General features: G+C 51.6%; 13 protein-coding genes. 3 read left to right on the top strand and 10 right to left on the bottom strand.

Annotated features, from left to right (window positions below; translation table 11 throughout):
• A complete protein-coding gene (gene hrpA / locus HMPREF1292_RS07335; RefSeq protein WP_034645203.1) occupies positions 1 to 4,062 on the bottom strand; it encodes an ATP-dependent RNA helicase HrpA in 4,062 nt (1,353 codons plus the stop codon).
• Between the two features lie 196 nt (positions 4,063 to 4,258).
• Here hrpA and HMPREF1292_RS07340 point away from each other — a divergent pair, with 196 nt between their 5' ends.
• Positions 4,259 to 5,233: a DUF4013 domain-containing protein gene (locus tag HMPREF1292_RS07340; RefSeq protein WP_023019365.1), complete on the top strand. Its 975-nt coding sequence runs from the start codon at positions 4,259 to 4,261 to the stop codon at positions 5,231 to 5,233.
• Positions 5,234 to 5,245: 12 nt separating this feature from the next.
• Here HMPREF1292_RS07340 and HMPREF1292_RS07345 read toward each other — a convergent pair whose 3' ends face one another.
• The 3 genes from HMPREF1292_RS07345 to HMPREF1292_RS07355 form a co-directional block, all read right to left on the bottom strand.
• The gene (locus HMPREF1292_RS07345) at positions 5,246 to 6,208 is read right to left on the bottom strand and encodes a hydrogen peroxide-inducible genes activator (RefSeq protein ID WP_023019366.1); all 963 of its coding nucleotides are present in this window, start codon (positions 6,206 to 6,208) and stop codon (positions 5,246 to 5,248) included.
• Between the two features lie 180 nt (positions 6,209 to 6,388).
• A complete protein-coding gene (locus HMPREF1292_RS07350) occupies positions 6,389 to 8,938 on the bottom strand; it encodes an RNA helicase (RefSeq protein WP_023019367.1) in 2,550 nt (849 codons plus the stop codon).
• 28 nt (positions 8,939 to 8,966) lie between these two features.
• Complete coding sequence (locus HMPREF1292_RS07355; protein ID WP_021352606.1) at positions 8,967 to 9,920, bottom strand: PAC2 family protein; 954 nt, start codon at positions 9,918 to 9,920, stop codon at positions 8,967 to 8,969.
• 301 nt (positions 9,921 to 10,221) lie between these two features.
• Between HMPREF1292_RS07355 and HMPREF1292_RS07360 the strand changes: the two genes are divergently transcribed.
• Positions 10,222 to 11,298 (top strand): DUF4192 domain-containing protein, encoded by a 1,077-nt coding sequence (locus HMPREF1292_RS07360; RefSeq protein ID WP_023019368.1) that lies wholly within the window; start codon positions 10,222 to 10,224, stop codon positions 11,296 to 11,298.
• On the opposite strand, the gene galE is transcribed toward HMPREF1292_RS07360, so the two are convergent.
• From galE to HMPREF1292_RS07390, 6 genes are all read right to left on the bottom strand, one after another.
• The gene (gene galE / locus HMPREF1292_RS07365) at positions 11,264 to 12,256 is read right to left on the bottom strand and encodes a UDP-glucose 4-epimerase GalE (RefSeq protein WP_023019369.1); all 993 of its coding nucleotides are present in this window, start codon (positions 12,254 to 12,256) and stop codon (positions 11,264 to 11,266) included. The genes HMPREF1292_RS07360 and galE overlap by 35 nt on opposite strands.
• 48 nt (positions 12,257 to 12,304) lie before the next feature.
• Positions 12,305 to 12,985, bottom strand: coding sequence for a metal-dependent transcriptional regulator (locus tag HMPREF1292_RS07370; RefSeq protein WP_021352603.1), 681 nt, complete (start codon positions 12,983 to 12,985; stop codon positions 12,305 to 12,307).
• Positions 12,986 to 13,103: 118 nt separating this feature from the next.
• The gene (locus HMPREF1292_RS07375; protein ID WP_018119693.1) at positions 13,104 to 14,093 is read right to left on the bottom strand and encodes a sigma-70 family RNA polymerase sigma factor; all 990 of its coding nucleotides are present in this window, start codon (positions 14,091 to 14,093) and stop codon (positions 13,104 to 13,106) included.
• Positions 14,094 to 14,218: 125 nt separating this feature from the next.
• Positions 14,219 to 14,659 (bottom strand): D-aminoacyl-tRNA deacylase, encoded by a 441-nt coding sequence (dtd, locus tag HMPREF1292_RS07380; protein ID WP_023019370.1) that lies wholly within the window; start codon positions 14,657 to 14,659, stop codon positions 14,219 to 14,221.
• Between the two features lie 106 nt (positions 14,660 to 14,765).
• Positions 14,766 to 16,316, bottom strand: a complete 1,551-nt coding sequence (locus tag HMPREF1292_RS07385) for a methyltransferase (protein ID WP_023019371.1) — start codon at positions 16,314 to 16,316, stop codon at positions 14,766 to 14,768.
• A gap of 43 nt (positions 16,317 to 16,359) precedes the next feature.
• The gene (locus HMPREF1292_RS07390) at positions 16,360 to 16,830 is read right to left on the bottom strand and encodes a DUF3099 domain-containing protein (protein WP_023019372.1); all 471 of its coding nucleotides are present in this window, start codon (positions 16,828 to 16,830) and stop codon (positions 16,360 to 16,362) included.
• A gap of 59 nt (positions 16,831 to 16,889) precedes the next feature.
• Between HMPREF1292_RS07390 and HMPREF1292_RS10870 the strand changes: the two genes are divergently transcribed.
• On the top strand, positions 16,890 to 17,132 hold the full coding sequence (locus HMPREF1292_RS10870) for a DUF3039 domain-containing protein (protein WP_023019373.1): 243 nt from the start codon (positions 16,890 to 16,892) through the stop codon (positions 17,130 to 17,132).
• Positions 17,133 to 17,170 lie beyond the last annotated feature (38 nt).

The raw sequence follows: 17,170 nt of genomic DNA on the forward strand, positions 1-17,170 counted from the left end.
TTACTTTTGTGATTTAGTTGGAGAATTTTTACCGACGGCATCGATAGCTTTGTGGATCCGTCGCGCAGAAACAGGATGTGCAGTTCCCAAGCGCTGTGCGAATAAGCTCACTCGTAGTTCTTCGATCATCCACCGAATTTTTGCCACAGCCGAAGATCTTTCCGCTCCGGAAGGAAGTCGGCGTAGGCGATTTTCTAAATAAGCGTGGCAGTCATCGATAATGTCTTGGCGTTCTCCATCCTTGTCTGGGGCAGTTGTCATGTCAGATAAACGAATTTCTATCGCTCGCAAATACCGAGGCAGATGACGTAGCTGTTGTATTCCGTGGGTGCTGATAGCTTGCTTGGGGAATAAGAAATCCAATTGACCTCTCATATCATCAATCGCTGGACCTTCCCAGTTGCTTAGCTCGTCGGCGAGTGCAGAATACCGCACCAATCCGGGTGCCAATGTGACGACGGCTTGACGTACTTCGCGTGGGAGTTTTCCTCCGATAGCGGCTTTCAGTTTCTCGAATTCATCGGGGCTCCGTACTGGCCCTCCTTCTGCTATCAGTAAATCGCGCAATGCTGCAATGCGGGCATCAGCGACCAACCCGTCGGCACCGCCGTGAGGGCAGTGTTCGACAGCGACTCGTTGTTGCAGCGGTAGACCATTAACCATTTTCTGGGTATTCACGCTCAAACTTCGCAACAACAATGTCAGCGTGGCGGTCATCATCGCAGTATCTGCAGCTGCGCGAGTTGGGTAGTACTGAACTGATAGCCCTTGTTCGTTGATCGTGAGCGCGGGATAGGCCGTGACCAAATGATTATCGACTTCGTGCTCGATCTGCTCGGGGATGGTGCCCAAGTTTTCTTTAGTCCAAGCAGAGACGTATGTGCGCTGGGTAGTGTGCATACGGGGTCTAGCATCTGTTTGCGATGAATTTTGCGATTGCTGGACCCTGTTTTCCATTTTTTTGGTAATTGAAGCGCTAATTTTGCCTGCTTGGCGCTGTTGCAGAGCACTGAGATCTTTATCGTCATCGATAATTTTCCCGCGCTTATCGATAGCAGCAAAAGTCATGTGTAGATGCGGAGGCAGTTTCTCCGGTGAAAAATCGCTGGCATTAATGCCACGTGCACCTATTTGGTGGAAAGCTTCCGCAACCTGCTGCAGTAAATCTGTTTCGTAAGGCAGTAAATGATCTATGGCTTGTGCGGCGAAATCTGGTGCTGGAACCAAGCTGCGGCGTAATGCTTTAGGCAAACTCCGAATCAGCTCTGTCACTAGCTCTTCGCGTAGCCCAGGAACCAACCACTCGAATGGTTCTGGATCTACGTTGGCCAACATGGGCACCGGGATATTTACCGTTATGCCATCACGGCGGTGGCCTGGTTCAAATAAATACGTCAGCTCTAGGTCTAATCCACCGTGCCGCCAATGATTTGGGAAATCTTGTTCAGTGACAGCACTCGCCCCGTCAGTGAGCAGCTTGTCGGGATCAAAATCCAGCAAGTTCGGTTGTTTTCTGCGTGCTTTTTTCCACCAGCCATCGAAAGCTTTCGAATGGGTCACAGAATTTGGAATTCGCTGGTCGTAGAATTCGAAGAGGGTATCCTCATCAACGATGATGCCTCGTCTACGGGCTTTTTCTTCATATTCGCCTGCAGTAGAAAGCTTCTCTAGGTTTTGATGAAAAAACTTATGTGAAGTCTTCCACTCGCCAGCAATGAGTGCATGCTGAATAAACATTGCCCGGGCGGCTTCTGGATCGACACGATGATAAGAAATCGTTCGATCAGCGACGATAGGAACTCCATAAAGTGTGGAACGTTGGGTTGCCACCGCAGCTCCGCGTTTATAGGACCAGCTCGGGTCTGAGTACTGGTGTTTGAGTAATGAGCGGGCAGCGGTTTCCACCCAGGAGGGCTCAATAGCAGCCACACCACGTGCGAAAAGTTTCGAGGTTTCCACAAGCTCGGATGCCATCAGCAATTCTGGAGGCTTTTTTGCCACTCCAGACCCCGGGAAAATCATAAAACGGGTCCCGCGCGCACCTTGGAATTCCGCAGAATCACTCACGCGCGATCCGATATTCGACAGCAAGCCTGTGAGGAGCGCGCGGTGTATCGCGGATGAGTCGCCGGAGAATTTTCCATCGGTGATCGAGATGCCACCGTGTTGTTTATCCTTGTTGTTTGAGATCGTCCACTTCATATCCAGGGCGATGTCTTGGAGCTGACGGACCAAATCGAACCACTCCCGGATTCGCATGAAATGTAAGAATTCTTCTTTCATGCGTTTCCGAAATTGATTGCCGGACAATTCCGCGCGTTGTTCAGTGATATAACCCCACAATGACAACAAGCCCAAAAAATCACTGGAGCGAGAGCGGAAACGTGCATGGGCTTGGTCCGCTTGTTGCTGCTGTTCAAGAGGGCGTTCACGGACATCTTGCAGCGTCATGGCCGCAACGATAACGATGACGGGTTGCAGACATTCTAGGCGTTCCGCTTCTACCAACATACGGGCCAAGCGCGGGTCAACCGGAATTCGTGCGAGTTGTTTGCCGATTTTGGTTAGTTGTGGTGCAGAATCGGAGTTTGCGGTCGAATCAATTGCGTCCAGTTCACTTAGCAGAACTAACCCATCGCGGACTGCTTTATGTTCCGGCGATTGCACAAACGGAAAATCCGCAACTGCTCCGAGCCGGAGCGCGGACATTTGCAAAATGACGCTCGCTAGGTTGGTCCGCAGAATTTCCGGGTCAGTAAATTCTGGGCGAGAAAAGAAATCCTCTTCAGAGTACAAACGAATCGCGATACCATCTGCGATGCGTCCGCAACGGCCAGCGCGCTGGTTGGCGCTGGCTTGTGAGATAGGTTCAATCGGTAAACGTTGAACTTTTGTCCGCGTCGAATATCGGGAAATACGTGCCGTTCCAGTATCGATTACATAATGGATCCCGGGCACTGTCAGTGAGGTTTCAGCGATGTTCGTGGCCAAGACAATCCGCCGTTTCGAATGAGGTGCGAACACTCGGTGCTGTTCTTGGTTCGACAAACGACCAAACAATGGGACAATTTCGACACCGCGAAAGCGCTTTTTCTCGAGTGCTTCTTGGGCATCGCGAATTTCACGTTCACCAGGGAAAAAGCACAAAATATCGCCGTTTCCTTCGGCTAGTAGCTGTTCTGCTGCAGTACACAAACCATCTAGGGGATCGATGGCTACAGTCTTGCCGTCAACCTCAATCTCGAGTGGTTGATAGCGAACCTCAACCGGGTAAGTACGGCCGGACACTTCAATCACAGGCGCGGGCTTGTGCGTCTTCGGATCGCGGAAATGCTCGGCGAAGCTCTGCGGGTCAATTGTCGCCGAGGTAATAATGACCTTGAGTTCTGGCCGTTTAGGCAGTAGACGCTTGAGATACCCTAGTAGAAAATCGATATTTAAACTGCGTTCATGAGCCTCGTCGATAATGATGGTGTCGTAAGCATAAAGGTACGGATCTCGTTGCAATTCTGCCAGCAGAATGCCGTCAGTCATCAGCTTGACTGCCGCATTTTTGCCTACGCGGTCATCGAAGCGAATGGCGTAGCCAACCGATTGTCCAATCTTTTGGTTCAGTTCATCACTAATGCGCTCAGCAACGGTTCGTGCTGCAAGCCGACGTGGCTGAGTATGTCCAATCAACCCATAGCGGCCACGTCCGAGTTGCAAACAAATTTTGGGGATTTGCGTAGTTTTTCCCGAACCGGTCTCACCAGCAATGACGACGACTTGATTTTCAGTGATTGCTTCGGCAATTTCGTCGACGCTCTGGCTCACCGGCAAAGTACCGGGAAAATCAATGGTGGGAATGTGTTGTTCAATAGCCGGAATGATTGCCGCAGCTTTGTCGAGATCGTCGGAAATAGCGTTTAAGGCTTTCGCGGTTTTGGCTTTCGATAATCTACGGCGGAAGCGTTGCTGGTCTGCGTAACGTAACTGCTCAAGACGCTGGTAGAGCTCGTGCTTGCTTGGAACAGTGTCAGTTTGGTTTTGGCGTCTTGAGTTTGCGAAGGAGGAATTCATAAGAGGGTTTATAGAAGGTGAAGAACGCTGGTGATCCACATTTTTATGGCTTTGGTTTGCTTGTTCGGAGTTATTCATAACGATAGTGCTAGTTTAGCGGTCGTGAGTCTGGCTAACCTAAATCCGATGAGAAACTCGGTATCATGGATACCGGAAATGAGTTTCGATTGGATGAGCAGCGAGATTAGGGAGTGCTATGACTAACCCCCCACGCGGACATAATGCAGACGACAATTCTAATAGCAAAGAAAACCCAGATGGTGGCGGTTCACAGCAACAACCGTTTTACCCACCAAGCAACCACCCGGAAGACCGTCCTGAATTCGGCTACCAGGGGTCTGAGCAAGCAGCGTATGGTGCTTATAGCAATCCTGGGGAAAGCTCTGCTCAACACAACGGGCAAGTGTCTGCGCAACAAGAACCAGGAAAAATCAACATTCTTGAAGCCATTTCTTGGGGATTTGCTACGACCTTTAGAAATGCGAAGTTGTGGATTGTTTTAGGTCTGATTGTGTTTATCGGGATTATTGCAGCAGTGGCTGCGCAGATCGCAGTCATAGCGTCAATTGCTGATCCGGGAACGCTTGAAGAAACCGGGGGAGAGCTGTTTTCGGGGACAGTTTCTGATGTAATCACGCTTGGCATCGTCCTGATCACCTTGGTTCTCACCCCATATTTTTATCGGTTGGCAATCTTTCAAGTAGATGATGCAAATACCGGGTGGGGGTATTTGTGGAAAGACACCCCGTTGCTTCGGGCTATTGGCGTAATGTTAGCCGTCTCGATTGTGAGCGGAATTCTTTATTTTGTCGCAGTCTCCCCATTAGGACGAGCTTTCAGCGATGGAGCACCAGAAAGCAACAGTTTTAGCGCTTCCGGCATCGCCATGATGCTTATTGGAGCCGTCGCGATGGTTGCGTGGTCGGTGTTGAGCATGTTTATGAGCTGGGCAGCAGTCAGCGGGCAGTTCGGTTTTGGAGCAAGTATGAAAACCGGCTGGGGGATCGGCTGGACTAATTTTGCCAAGTTATTGTTGTTTGCGATCGTCGCTAATCTGGTAGTGACTGTCGCTTTGCTGATTAGCTTTGGTTTGGTCTTAATTGTTGTTGTTCCCGCATGGTCGCTTGTGACGGCTCACATGTTCCGCCAGGCGGTACCTAGCACCGCATAGCCGACCTGCAGCTTAGGAAGAGCGAGTTTGTAGATCGCGGGCACGCTCGACCGCTTGGTGAAATGCTTTTTCTAGCACATCGCCGAGTGCAGCAAAATCGTCGCCACGTGAGCTGGAAGCGCGGTAAACCAACCCAATACGTCGGTCAGCTTGTACCGCGCTAGCAAAATGCGATACAGACAATCCCGGTTTACGGCATTCTGCATCAAGTGCAGACTCCGGAACCAGGGTTGCTCCGAAGTGCGCGACTACTAGTTGCATGATTGTGGTTAGTGAGGCAGCGCGTGTAACCCACGAATTTTGTGATTGTGGTTGGCGGTCAATAAGTCGGCATAGTTCCAAAATTTGGTCCCGGAGACAATGGCCGTCGTCAAGCAATAACAACTCAACTGAATGCAACGCGTCGAGTGTAAGGTCGGAACGGTCAGCAAGTTCATGCTGGTCGTGGATAACTAAAGCCATATTTTCTGTATATAATGGCCGCTCCACGAACGCAGGGACATTGGTGGGGAGTGCTAGCATTGCAACATCAATTTGCCCGTCGCGCAGCTGCTGTAACAAATGGGCAGTTTGCTCTTCGACGATATGTAGTGTCAGGTTCGGGTATTCAGCTGCCGTTGCCCGCAGGACATCCGGCAAAATATACGGTGCCACGGTCGGTATGATGCCTAACGTTAGCGGGCCTTCCAATGTTCCCGCAGATCCACGCGATTCTGTAACGAACAGCTCCGCAGCTTGCAGCGTAGCCAAAGCGTAAGGCAGTAACCGTTTGCCTGCTGCAGTAACAATCACCTTGCGCGTAGATCGCTCAATAAGCTGGACGCCTAGCCCCTGCTCTAAAGTAACTAGTGCTTGCGAAAGTGAGGGTTGGGAGATGCCCAACTTAGTTGCGGCGGTACCAAAATGCCGATTCTCGGCGACAGTCGCAAATGTGCGTAGTTGTGACAGTGTCGGACTAAACTCCTTATTAGGCATAGTTATGATTTTATCGAAAATTTTAGTGTGGGGCTATCAACGGTGAGCAGAGACTAGTGGCCACCGGAAATCAGTAGGAATAAGGTTGCGCAGAACCACGGTATGACCATGGCATGACTGTGCTGGCAATGCCAGCCGTGGACAGTGGCGAAATAGCATGCATTCTTCCTGCAGCATTCGTTAGCGCTCGATACGCAGATCCCTAAGCCTAACTTCACCAGCATCGTCACTGGCGTCTAAGTCGACGGTAGCAACGAACTGGAAGTCATTATTTCCTTCTGGATCTCTAATGATCTGTCGGACGGGCCAGAGGCGCGAGCGTGCAGAGGCATCGAGGTGAAAATATTCCGGGCCGCGTGCTTCGGGGCCAGTATCAAGATCGGTGTATTGCTCAAAATAATCATCCAAAGCATCGCTGATATCTGGATAATTCTCCAGGTAATCAAGCAACTGTTCGAGACGCTCTTCTCGTTCTAGGGCAAAAAGTTGCACTAGACGGAACATATAGTTGCGTACCATGATCTTCAAAGCGCGTGGGTTCGCGCTTAGTGCGCTAGGATCCTCTACACCGAATGCCAGCTCGCGGTCGACTCGTTCTTGCGAGACCGGTGCATCTTCGTCGGTCATGGTTGCCCACTCGTCGACAAGCGAAGAATCCACTTGTTGAATCAGCTCTCCGAGCCAAACGATGATATCCGAAAGCTCATCAGTCTTGGCCTCGGCAGGGACAGAATGGTTCAACGTGCGCCAAGCATCGGTAAGATACCTCAGTACGACCCCTTCGGACCTGGCCAGTCCATAGGTTGCGATCAAATCCGAAAAGGTCATGGAGTTTTCCAACATATCGCGCACGACCGACTTTGGCGAGATGTCAAATTCTCTGGCCCAGGGGTGTCCCTGGCAATAAGTCTCAAAAGCTGCGTCTAATTCTTCACGACATGGCATTGGCCAGTTGATTTCCTCAACGATTTTCATTCGTTCCGTGTAATCAACGCCTTCAGCTTTGAGTGCATTGATTTCTTCGCCCCGTGCGAACGATTGCTGCGCCTGGAGAAGTTGGCGAGGATCATCCAAGATGGCTTCAAAAGTGGAAATCACGTCTAATGTGTAAGTGGGAGAGTCCGGGTCCCATAAACCAACCGCCGCCAGAGCAAATGGAGCCAAAGGTTGGTTTAGCGCGAAATCACGCTGTAATTCTTCAGTCAGGTGGTAGCGTCGGCCCTGTGAATCCGTTCCCGTCTCGTTGGCGGGCTTGTCCACGATACCCGCATTTCGTAAACCACGGAATAGGGAAGTCGCGGCCAAAATTGACTGATTTTGTTGTGCTCGGGTGTCGTGGTTGGAACGAATCAGATGCTTCATGTGCGCATAGACATCTCCAGGACGGGCGATCACATTGAGCAACATAGAATTGCTCATCTGGAACTGGCTGCTGAGCGATTCCGGCTCGGAGTTGATGAGCCGCTCATAAGTCTTTTCTGACCAAGAGACTTCGCCATCACGTGGAGCTTTCTTTTTAAGCTTCTTTAAGCGCTTTGGATCATCGCCGGCTTTGCGACGCATCTTTGCGTTCTCAATTTCGAACTCGGGCGCCAGTACGACGACGGTGCCTTCCGTGTCGTAGCCAGCACGACCCGCACGGCCGGCAATTTGGTGGAATTCACGGGATTTGACGATGCGTTCTCGTCGCCCATCGAATTTTGCGAGGGCAGTCAACAGAACCGTACGGATCGGGACATTAATGCCCACTCCGAGGGTATCTGTTCCACAAATGACCTTCAGCAATCCAGTTTGCGCTAGCTTCTCTACCAGTCGCCGGTATTTGGGCAGCATTCCTGCATGGTGCAAACCGATACCACGGCGAATCATCTTCGACAGTTGCTTGCCGAAAGTGGTGCTGAAGCGGAAATCACCAATCTCCTCGACCATTCGCTGTTTTTCTTCGGAATTTAAAAAAGAGGTTGCGGTTAGTGATTGAGCCTGTTCAGTGGCTTTGCGCTGCGAGAAATGCACGACATAAATGGGGGCCTTGTGGTTGTCCACAAGGGTATCGATCATTTCCTCGACAGCAATGTATTCATAGCTGAATGCTAAGGGGACCGGGCGGGTGGTACCCGTTACTAGGGTAGTTGTTCGACCAGTGCGTTGAGTGAGGTCTTCACGCAGCCAGCTGACGTCGCCGAGAGTCGCCGACATTAGAACAAATTGCGCTTGGGGCAACTCGAGTAGGGGAACTTGCCAGGCCCAACCTCGGTCTGGTTCCGAATAGAAGTGGAATTCGTCCATCACGACTTGGTCGATTCTGGCGTCTTTGCCGTCACGCAAAGCAATATTAGCCACAATTTCCGCAGTAGCAGCGATGATAGGAGCATTGCCGTTAACCGTGGCATCGCCGGTCATCATCCCCACGTTTTCCGGGCCGAAGACGTCACAAAGCGCAAAGAATTTTTCGCTTACTAGGGCTTTGATCGGGGCAGTGTAAAACGAACGTTTACCTTCCGCGAGACAGAAGAATTGTGCAGCAGTTGCCACCATAGTCTTTCCGGAACCGGTTGGCGTCGACAGAATGACGTTGTCCCCGGCTAAAGCAGCGAGACTAGCTTCTTCTTGTGCGGGATAAAGGGATATGCCTTTATCCTTTGTCCAGCGAAGAAATGACTCCCAGATGGATTCCTCAAGCAATGAGGAGGGAACTTCTGACAGATCAGGCACTACGTCGTTAAGATTCACATCCACCACCGTAGTCGATCAATGAAAGCTACTCTTCTTCGTCTGCTTCTCCATGCTCAGTACCGTCGAGGGAATTTAAGAACTGTTCGAACGATGCTCCGATCTCATCACCAGTCGGCATATTTTGCTCACCTGGCAAGATAGCTTGAGGATTCTTTTCTCGGTAACGTTCTAAACCCTCATCGAATTGTTCTTCTAACCCAGCTACTAGGGATTGCACCTCATCGGCTTGATAAATCTGTTCTTCTAGCTGTTGACTGGTGCGCTGGATGTCGTGCTCCAAGCTCCCCAGCGGCAAATCCAAATTGCTAGCGTTAGCGACTGAACTAAGCAAATTGTACGTCGCCAGCGGATAAGGCGAGGAGGCTACATAGTGTGGAACATGAGCTGTGTAACCAGCGACATTACGACCTCGCTTGTGCAACGCACGCTCTAGGTAGAGAGCAGCGGAGCCTGGCACCATGAGTTTTTGATCCCACGAAACTAGGCGCTTGATTAATTCCTGAGAATTGCCGTGGCCGGAAATCGTCATCGGTCTCGTGTGGGGGACGGTCATGGGGGCGGCGTAGAGACAAATAGTCTGTTGCACATCCAGTTTTTCGACGAGGTCAGCGACCGCCTCGGTGAATCCATTCCAACGCAAATCTGGTTCTGGTCCGGACAGCAGCAAAAACGGCTTACCCTGGTTATCTCGCAAAACCTTGATGCTAATTTCGGTGTTTTCGATCTCGACCGGCTCGTTGTTTGCGATGGTTACCGCCGGGCGCCGAGAACGGTAATCGACTAGTTCATCTGAATCGAATGTGGCTACTGGGCGATGGTCTAGCGCCGAAATGAGGTGGTCGGCAGCCGCCTCCACAGCCATTCCAGCATCAGCATAACCGTTTAATGCCACCACTAAAGTCAGGCGGTCGTTGGAATTGTTACCCATATCGGGTGCCGGATATTCCAGTTCGTACATTTCACGTGCATCGTCGTACATTGGCGCACCTCCTCGTTGCATTCTAGCGCTGTTGCGCGCGACTGACATTCAGTCCTTCTCCGCATCAGTTTCTACATGGTGTAACGCCGAAATATGAGACCTTATTCCGTGCATAGCTGGGAGGCAACCCAGTTGCCCGCGCGAGTGTGGATAACTTTAGTTATCCACAGATTAGCTTGCTCGTGCTCGAATAGCATGGAAAGGCATAGTAAAAGCATTGACACTGGTTGGCATGAGGAACCGGAATTCGAAAAGATCACATGCTCGATATCGGCACGGCAATGCTGCTAGAAAAGGCGCAATGCACGAGAACCGTAGTAGTGGTGAAAATGGGATCCTAGCTGCGACGCCGGACGAATTGATTGCAAACCTACCGGGATTGCTAGGTTTTTACCCAGAAGAATCGTTTGTAGTCCAGGGATATTATTCAAAACCGGACGGTAGCGTCTATATTGGGCCGACAGTCCGAGTTGATTTGAGTGATGATTTTCCTAGTGGAGAAATAGCCCGTTATCTGGCAAATGCGCAATGCGCATTCCACGTTGGGTTTATTGTCAGCGACCGTGCCGTAGGTAATGACCATGAATATTCAGGGTGGATTGAAAAACAAGCCTGGTTTCAAGCTATTCAACAGGCAGATGCGGCTGGAGAAGTTCCGCTCATGGGGTGTTGGTTGGTTGATGAAACCCGTGAAGGTGCACGGTATCGCTTGTTATTTGGTGTAGAAGTGCTTTATGACGAAATCACACCAACGGTCTGGCGGACTGGCACAGTTGGATCGGTTGTGGCATCTCCGGCGATGCACCCATGGAGTCTTCGCAACGAACTTCCTAGCTTAACCAGGCAAGAAGCGTTTGCTTATTTGCTTGGTGATGACACCGACAGTGACGAAGAACAACGAACAGCTCGTACTCGTGAGATACAACGGCGGGTCAACCGATCCTCGAGTGTTGACGCAAACGCAAGTAGTGATGCAACAGCATTGCTGAATGGCCTTGCCAGAAATGACGTAACGACAGAGGAGTTGTTATCCGAGGAAGAAATAATCGACTCGGTCGGGATCTGGATGTCGCGTACTGTGCTTAGGGATGAAGTGATCGGCGTGATGCTAGACGCCCCGGAAGCTGCGAAAAATCTGTTGATAGCAGCGGTGCGCAGCCTATCCGGGGAGTTGCGTGCAAATGCCCTGGCAACACTCGCACTGGTTTTTCTTGAACTTGGGCAGGTCTTATCTGCAAGCCAGGCATTAACGGTCGCGTTACATGAGCAACCAAGCCACAATTTAAGCCAATTATTATTTGCGGCTGTAAGTTCCGGAATGCACTATGCGGCTCTCGATGCGGTTAAGTGCGGGCTCTTGGATGAGAATGAGCGTTAGCACCTAACTGTCGAGTGAATTCCCAGGCGTCTGCAACAATAGTCGGCAGGTTTGTGCGCGTGGGGTTCCAACCGAGTTCGGTGGTGATCTTGGCAGAAGAAGCAACGAGGGTGGCGGGATCACCTGCACGACGTGGGGCCAAATCAGCCGGGATTGGGTGGCCAGTCGTCGCGCGAACCTGGGAGATCACTTCCTGCACTGAATAGCCATTACCCGAACCCAGGTTGTAGACCCTGTGCGAGCTTTCTATATTTGACTCTAGAGCAAGCACATGGGCCTGAGCCAAGTCGTAAACGTGGATGTAATCTCGCACGGCGGTGCCATCTGCTGTGGGGTAATCGTCACCGAAAACCATGATCTTGTCACGATGACCGAGTGCTACCTGCAAAATTAGCGGAATAAGGTGAGTCTCTATACGGCGATTTTCACCAATTTTGCCGTAGGCTCCAGCGACATTGAAATACCGCAAGGATGTCGCTGCCAGTCCATAAGCTTTAGCGTAAGAACTAATGATATGGTCAATCGCTAATTTGCTGGCGCCGTAAGGGTTGGTGGGTTTAGTAGGCGCGGATTCCTCAATCGGCACCGACTCGGGTTCGCCGTAGGCTGCAGCCGTGGAGGAAAAAACGAGATTGGAAACCTGGTGTGCCCGCATAGCGTCGAGTAAACGAAGTGTAGTGACTACGTTTGCGTGCCAATACAACTCAGGGTTAGACACGGATTCTCCAACGAGGCTGCGTGCAGCACAATGCACGACGGCGTCAAATGATTTCTCTGCAAGGACCTGATCAATTATCTTGCTGAGCTCACCTTCGATTAAGTGGGCTTCTGCCGGCACTGCATCGCGGTTGCCGGTAGAAAAATCATCAATGATGCTCACGTCATGGCCGGATTCGAGGAGAACAGCACTGCAAACGCTTCCGACGTATCCAGCGCCACCAGTGACCAACACGTGCATGTTTATGTGGCTCCTGTGTTCGACGTTATGAAATGGGATGGCTAGCGACTAATTAGTCGCGATGCGGATCGCGTGGCCCAGGGTTTCGTTAAGAACAACTTTCGGCCCATCGCCAGCAGTCAAAATTACGGAATGGCCATAATTAACAACATTGACTTTGGCGCCAACCACGATGCCAGCATTGGTCAATTCGCGTAGCCGGTCGTTTTCGGACTGCAAGATTTCATTAATCTGCGCAACAGTTCCGTCGATTTCTTGCTCTTCTGGAAGATCAATTGCGCGTGCAACCTTAGGGAGAGACTCGACATCGACGCCGAGCTCTTCTAGAGCCGGAACCGGGTTGCCAAATGGAGAGCGGGAACAGTCCTGCACGATGGATGCCACGTGACGCTCAACGTTGTCACTCATTACGTGTTCCCAACGGCAGGCTTCGTCGTGCACGTCGTGGATATCGACGCCGAGGACTTCAGTAAGTAGCAGCTCCGCTAAACGGTGTTTGCGCATGACCTTAGTGGCTAATTCACGTCCGTGAACAGTCAGATCCAAACTGCGGTCTGGACGGACGTGCAACAGGCCGTCGCGTTCCATGCGTGCGACAGTCTGTGAGACCGTCGGGCCTGACTGCTCTAAGCGCTCTGCGATACGAGCTCGCAGTGGAGTGATTCCTTCTTCTTCCAGCTCATAGATCGTACGCAGGTACATCTCAGTGGTATCGACCAAGTCCCTCACGTTGGGAAACCTTCCTGTTAATTCGTCTAATGCCTGCTGGCTATTCTATCGCAAAAAGAAGGCCTGGTACGGATTAACCAGACCTTCACGGTGCTTCGTGACCGTTAATAACTGTTGGCTATTGCGCGTATTCGCGTAGGCGATCAGCGCGGTGGCCGTCACGTAGCTTTGCCATCACTTCTCGCTCGATTTGGCGGACGCGCTCGCGAGACAGTTCAAATCGCCGACCGATCTGGTCCAGGGTGCGTGGAACCCCGTCATCTAAACCGTACCGTAAGCGAATGACATCTTGTTCTCGTTGTTCCAAGGTGCCGATGACATCCCGTATATCGGAGTGTCGAAGCGAAGCCACGACTGCAGATTCCGCGTCGGTCGCTTCAGCATCTTCGATGAAATCTCCCAATGGTGCCTCTTCGTCGGCGCCGACAGGCATATCGAGAGAGACCGGGTCACGCGATTGGTGGAGCAGCATCTCTATCTTGTCCTCGGGAATGCCGGATTCTTCCGAAAGTTCCTCGTTGGTGGCCTCGCGCCCTAGAGACTGGTACATTTCCCGTTTGATTCGGGAAAGTTTGTTGACCTGTTCGACAAGATGAACTGGAAGGCGGATGGTTCGTGACTGATCTGCCATGCCACGTGTAATTGCCTGACGTATCCACCACGTTGCGTACGTAGAGAACTTAAAGCCTTTGTCATAGTCGAACTTTTCCATGGCTCGAATCAGCCCGAGGTTGCCTTCTTGTATAAGGTCCAGCAGGGGCATGCCACGCCCGGTATAACGCTTGGCGAGGGAGACCACCAGACGTAGATTAGCCTCCAAGAGGTGGGAGCGTGCTTTTTTCCCTTGTTTCGCAAGGACCTTCAAATCACGTTTTTTGGCGCGAGTTAGATGCTGCTCTGGATCGTTAAGCAAATGTTGCGCATACAAGCCAACCTCGATTTGCTGTGCGAGTTCAATCTCGTCGTCAGCGGTCAACAGATCAGTTTTACCGATGCCATTCAAATAAACCCGAACTAAATCCGCAGATGGATTGTCGTTCGTGTGGCCACGACGGGAGCCCCGATCCTGCTCTTCTTCGTCGAATTCTTGCACGGGAGCGGTAGTCACAGTGATGGCCTCCTCAAGTTGCCGTTTACATAGCTAATAACGACTCATTGACATGTGTTGTTCCCGGTGTCATTGCAGGGGTAATTGTCGGGGGTAATTTAAGGCGAAAATAGGGTTTATGGTGACTAGGTTTCCACCAATACGGTAAACGGTCCTTGATTGACAGAAGAGACTTCCATTTTCGCACCGAAGCTCCCGGTGGCAACATCTAATCCTCGTTCACGTAGATCTGAGACAATGTTGTTTATTAGTGGTTCCGCAACCTCGGCGCGGGCAGCTTCTGACCAGGACGGGCGCCGTCCCTTAGCAGTTTGCCCGTAGAGAGTGAACTGACTGACGACAAGAATCGGCGCATCGCTTTCCGACGCCGACTTTTCCCCGTCTAGAATCCGCAACTCTGCAATCTTCGCGGCCATTTTTTGCCAGGATTTTTCCTGGTTGGCGTCATCGATCCCCACTCCAACAAGGGCAAGAATCCCCCCGGTTATTGGTGCAGAAATCTGGCCGACGACTTGATTGTTGACGGTTACACTTGCTGAAGATACACGGGTTAGTACAGCTTTCATCGTGATAGCTCCCTTGTTGATGCTGGGGTGGCAGCGGCCTGCACGGGAGGTTATATCGGCCGCCAGGATTGTGCTTGTTCAACTACTGCGGTATTGAATCTGCCTGTTAAACGTCGAGAAGTTCTGCAGGAATCACCACCCCGTGCCTGACCAGGTCTGCAATAACTCGGGTTGCTTGGTCTAGAAGCTCGCCTTCGAGTCCGTGCGCGGCGGTATACATCTCGACGACTTCTGCTAGTGCTAAGCCTTGCGGATGTAAACCGGCTACGATTGCTGCCACATGATGATCTACTTCGTGGGACCAGCGTGGGCCATCCATTCGGGTGAGTCGGTAGACCGAGGGGCGAAAGCCCATCCCGGAGTCGGTATCAGGAACCTCGATTATCTCTCGGGCTACTTGTGGCCGCAGTTGAAACTGACTTTCAGCAATGGTGTCTTTTGTTTGCTCGCGCAGCCAAGCTGCACGTAGAAAATACTCAGACACTTCGTCGGCAAGCCGATCGTCGTACGCTTGGGGGATTTCTTCAGCGATGATTTCTGAAGGCTGATCGCCGATGTCTTGAATCGCGATATAACCAAAACCGATGGCATGGACATCAGCATTATTGAAATGTTGTAGCCATTCGGCACTGCGTTCGCTGGCTTCTTGGGAACGCAGATCGATTGCTTCATCACGTAGCCACGTACTGACGTAATGTGCCGGATCTGCGAAATCTCGCTGCAGGATCCAGGCTGCAACACCATGACTCGGCAACCAACCGGCTACCCGATGCTGCCAAGGTATATCGCCCTGGTGGACCCATGATCCGAGTAAATAAGCAGAGCCACCCGGGGCTAAATAATCTGAAATTTCCGAAACGACTAGTTCGCTGGCACCATCTAATTCCAGACCTGAATCGCGGTACGTGTGGGTGATGTCCGTGGACCCGACCACAAATGGTGGATTGGCAACAATTCGGTCGAATTTTTGCCCGGCGACCGGTGCAAACCAGGGCCCAGTGGAGAAAGTAACTTTGTGCGCAAGTCCAGCGCCCCGAACTGTGGCATCTGCCAAGGCGAGTGCACGGGTAGAAATATCCGTTGCGGTGATCTGATCTGCAGCTTGTGCCTGCCCTAAAATCTGTACACCCGAGCCTGTTCCTAAATCTAAGACCGAACCGACTGGTGTCGTGGGGCAAAATTGCATTAGCGATAATGACGCGGCCCCGACACCCGGTACATGGTCCTCGGCCGCATCTTGACGCACCATGGCGGCATCAGGGTCAGAAAACACCCATCGACTAATGCCGTTAATGATGTGTGGACGCACGTCGATGACTACGCGCACAATCGCAGGGCCATGGGTAACCGCAATATTTGCAGCAATGACTTTATTTGCCAGCTCAGTGCCGAGGAGCTGCACAAAATCGGTTTTTTCCACCGGGTCGCGGAGTATAAAAGCCTGAATAAGCCTGTCTAGGACGCTTCCTGTCTGTGTGCGAAAACGCAGGGCCCCGGGATCGCCACGGTGTAGTGCAGAGAGGTATTCTGGCCCCAAGTGGGCAGCTAAGCCGGCTGAGTCAAAACCGACCTCGGTGAAGTATGCGGTTAAATCGCTTGCAGCCTCGCCGAAACGTTCGGCTGGGTCAGGGGTACTGGAATCTAGGTGAGTGCTCATCAATGAATCATTGTAGAAGGTTATTCGTTTCCTATCGTCTTTATTACTCACGCGAATCGCGAGGTTCGGCGTCGATGATTCCCGGCGGAAGCTCGCGCGGCGGGTCGTACATGGCATCAGACGTAGGTAGCTGCTGTTTAGTACGCTGCTGGGTTTGGCGAACAATAGCGGGTTTATATACTCGCGGCTGGCGTTTGTCTTGGGGTGCGCCGTCTAAGTTCGCAATGATTACAGCTATCCACGGCAATGGAAACGTAAGCGTGGCCAGCAGGACGGGAATGAGCACCCAATCCCAAGCCACATACATTCCGACGCACACCAGAGTTAGCGGAACTCTTAAGAATTGGAGTAATCCGTACCACCATTCGCGCTTTTTTCGGTCTTGCGCGCGGGTCATACGCGCAGTGGTAATCAGGACGGGCTTATTCCGGCGAGAACCGTTACGAAAGTGACGCCGGAGTGAGCGTCGCGGGCTATGAGGCCCGTTAGTACCACGCGAGCTTCCAGTAGTCATGCTTCCCAGCCTAGAGCCTGGCTACCCAAATGCCTATGAATACGGCAAAATGGATGCCCATGACGACTACATCAACGCAGACTCTAGAACGCCCAGAAACTCGAGATCAGACAGGAACCGACGACGACACACCAAAGTTCTTCCACTATGTGAAAAAGAATCAGATTGTAGATTCAGCGGTCAGTGGCAAAATGATTGTCGCGTTGTGTGGAGAAAAATTTCCGGTTCGCAAACAAGCAAAGCCTGGCTCGCCGGTATGCCCGAAATGCCAGGACATATACTCTGGCCTGCGTAAAAAATAGAATTCACTCGATATTTTGGGGCAAGCAACAAAAGCTAT

It is taken from the genome of Corynebacterium sp. KPL1995, from assembly GCF_000477935.1.
GTDB classification, from domain to species: Bacteria; Actinomycetota; Actinomycetes; order Mycobacteriales; family Mycobacteriaceae; genus Corynebacterium; species Corynebacterium pseudodiphtheriticum.

Coding starts and splice junctions, on each gene's coding strand:
- HMPREF1292_RS07385 (WP_023019371.1), bottom strand. CDS start 16,316: ATGAGCACTCACCTAGATTCCAGTACCCCTGACCCAGCCGAACGTTTC.
- HMPREF1292_RS07390 (WP_023019372.1), bottom strand. CDS start 16,830: ATGACTACTGGAAGCTCGCGTGGTACTAACGGGCCTCATAGCCCGCGA.
- HMPREF1292_RS07355 (WP_021352606.1), bottom strand. CDS start 9,920: ATGTACGACGATGCACGTGAAATGTACGAACTGGAATATCCGGCACCC.
- galE (WP_023019369.1), bottom strand. CDS start 12,256: ATGCACGTGTTGGTCACTGGTGGCGCTGGATACGTCGGAAGCGTTTGC.
- dtd (WP_023019370.1), bottom strand. CDS start 14,659: ATGAAAGCTGTACTAACCCGTGTATCTTCAGCAAGTGTAACCGTCAAC.
- HMPREF1292_RS07345 (WP_023019366.1), bottom strand. CDS start 6,208: ATGCCTAATAAGGAGTTTAGTCCGACACTGTCACAACTACGCACATTT.
- hrpA (WP_034645203.1), bottom strand. CDS start 4,062: ATGAATTCCTCCTTCGCAAACTCAAGACGCCAAAACCAAACTGACACT.
- HMPREF1292_RS07360 (WP_023019368.1), top strand. CDS start 10,222: ATGCACGAGAACCGTAGTAGTGGTGAAAATGGGATCCTAGCTGCGACG.
- HMPREF1292_RS10870 (WP_023019373.1), top strand. CDS start 16,890: ATGACGACTACATCAACGCAGACTCTAGAACGCCCAGAAACTCGAGAT.
- HMPREF1292_RS07340 (WP_023019365.1), top strand. CDS start 4,259: ATGACTAACCCCCCACGCGGACATAATGCAGACGACAATTCTAATAGC.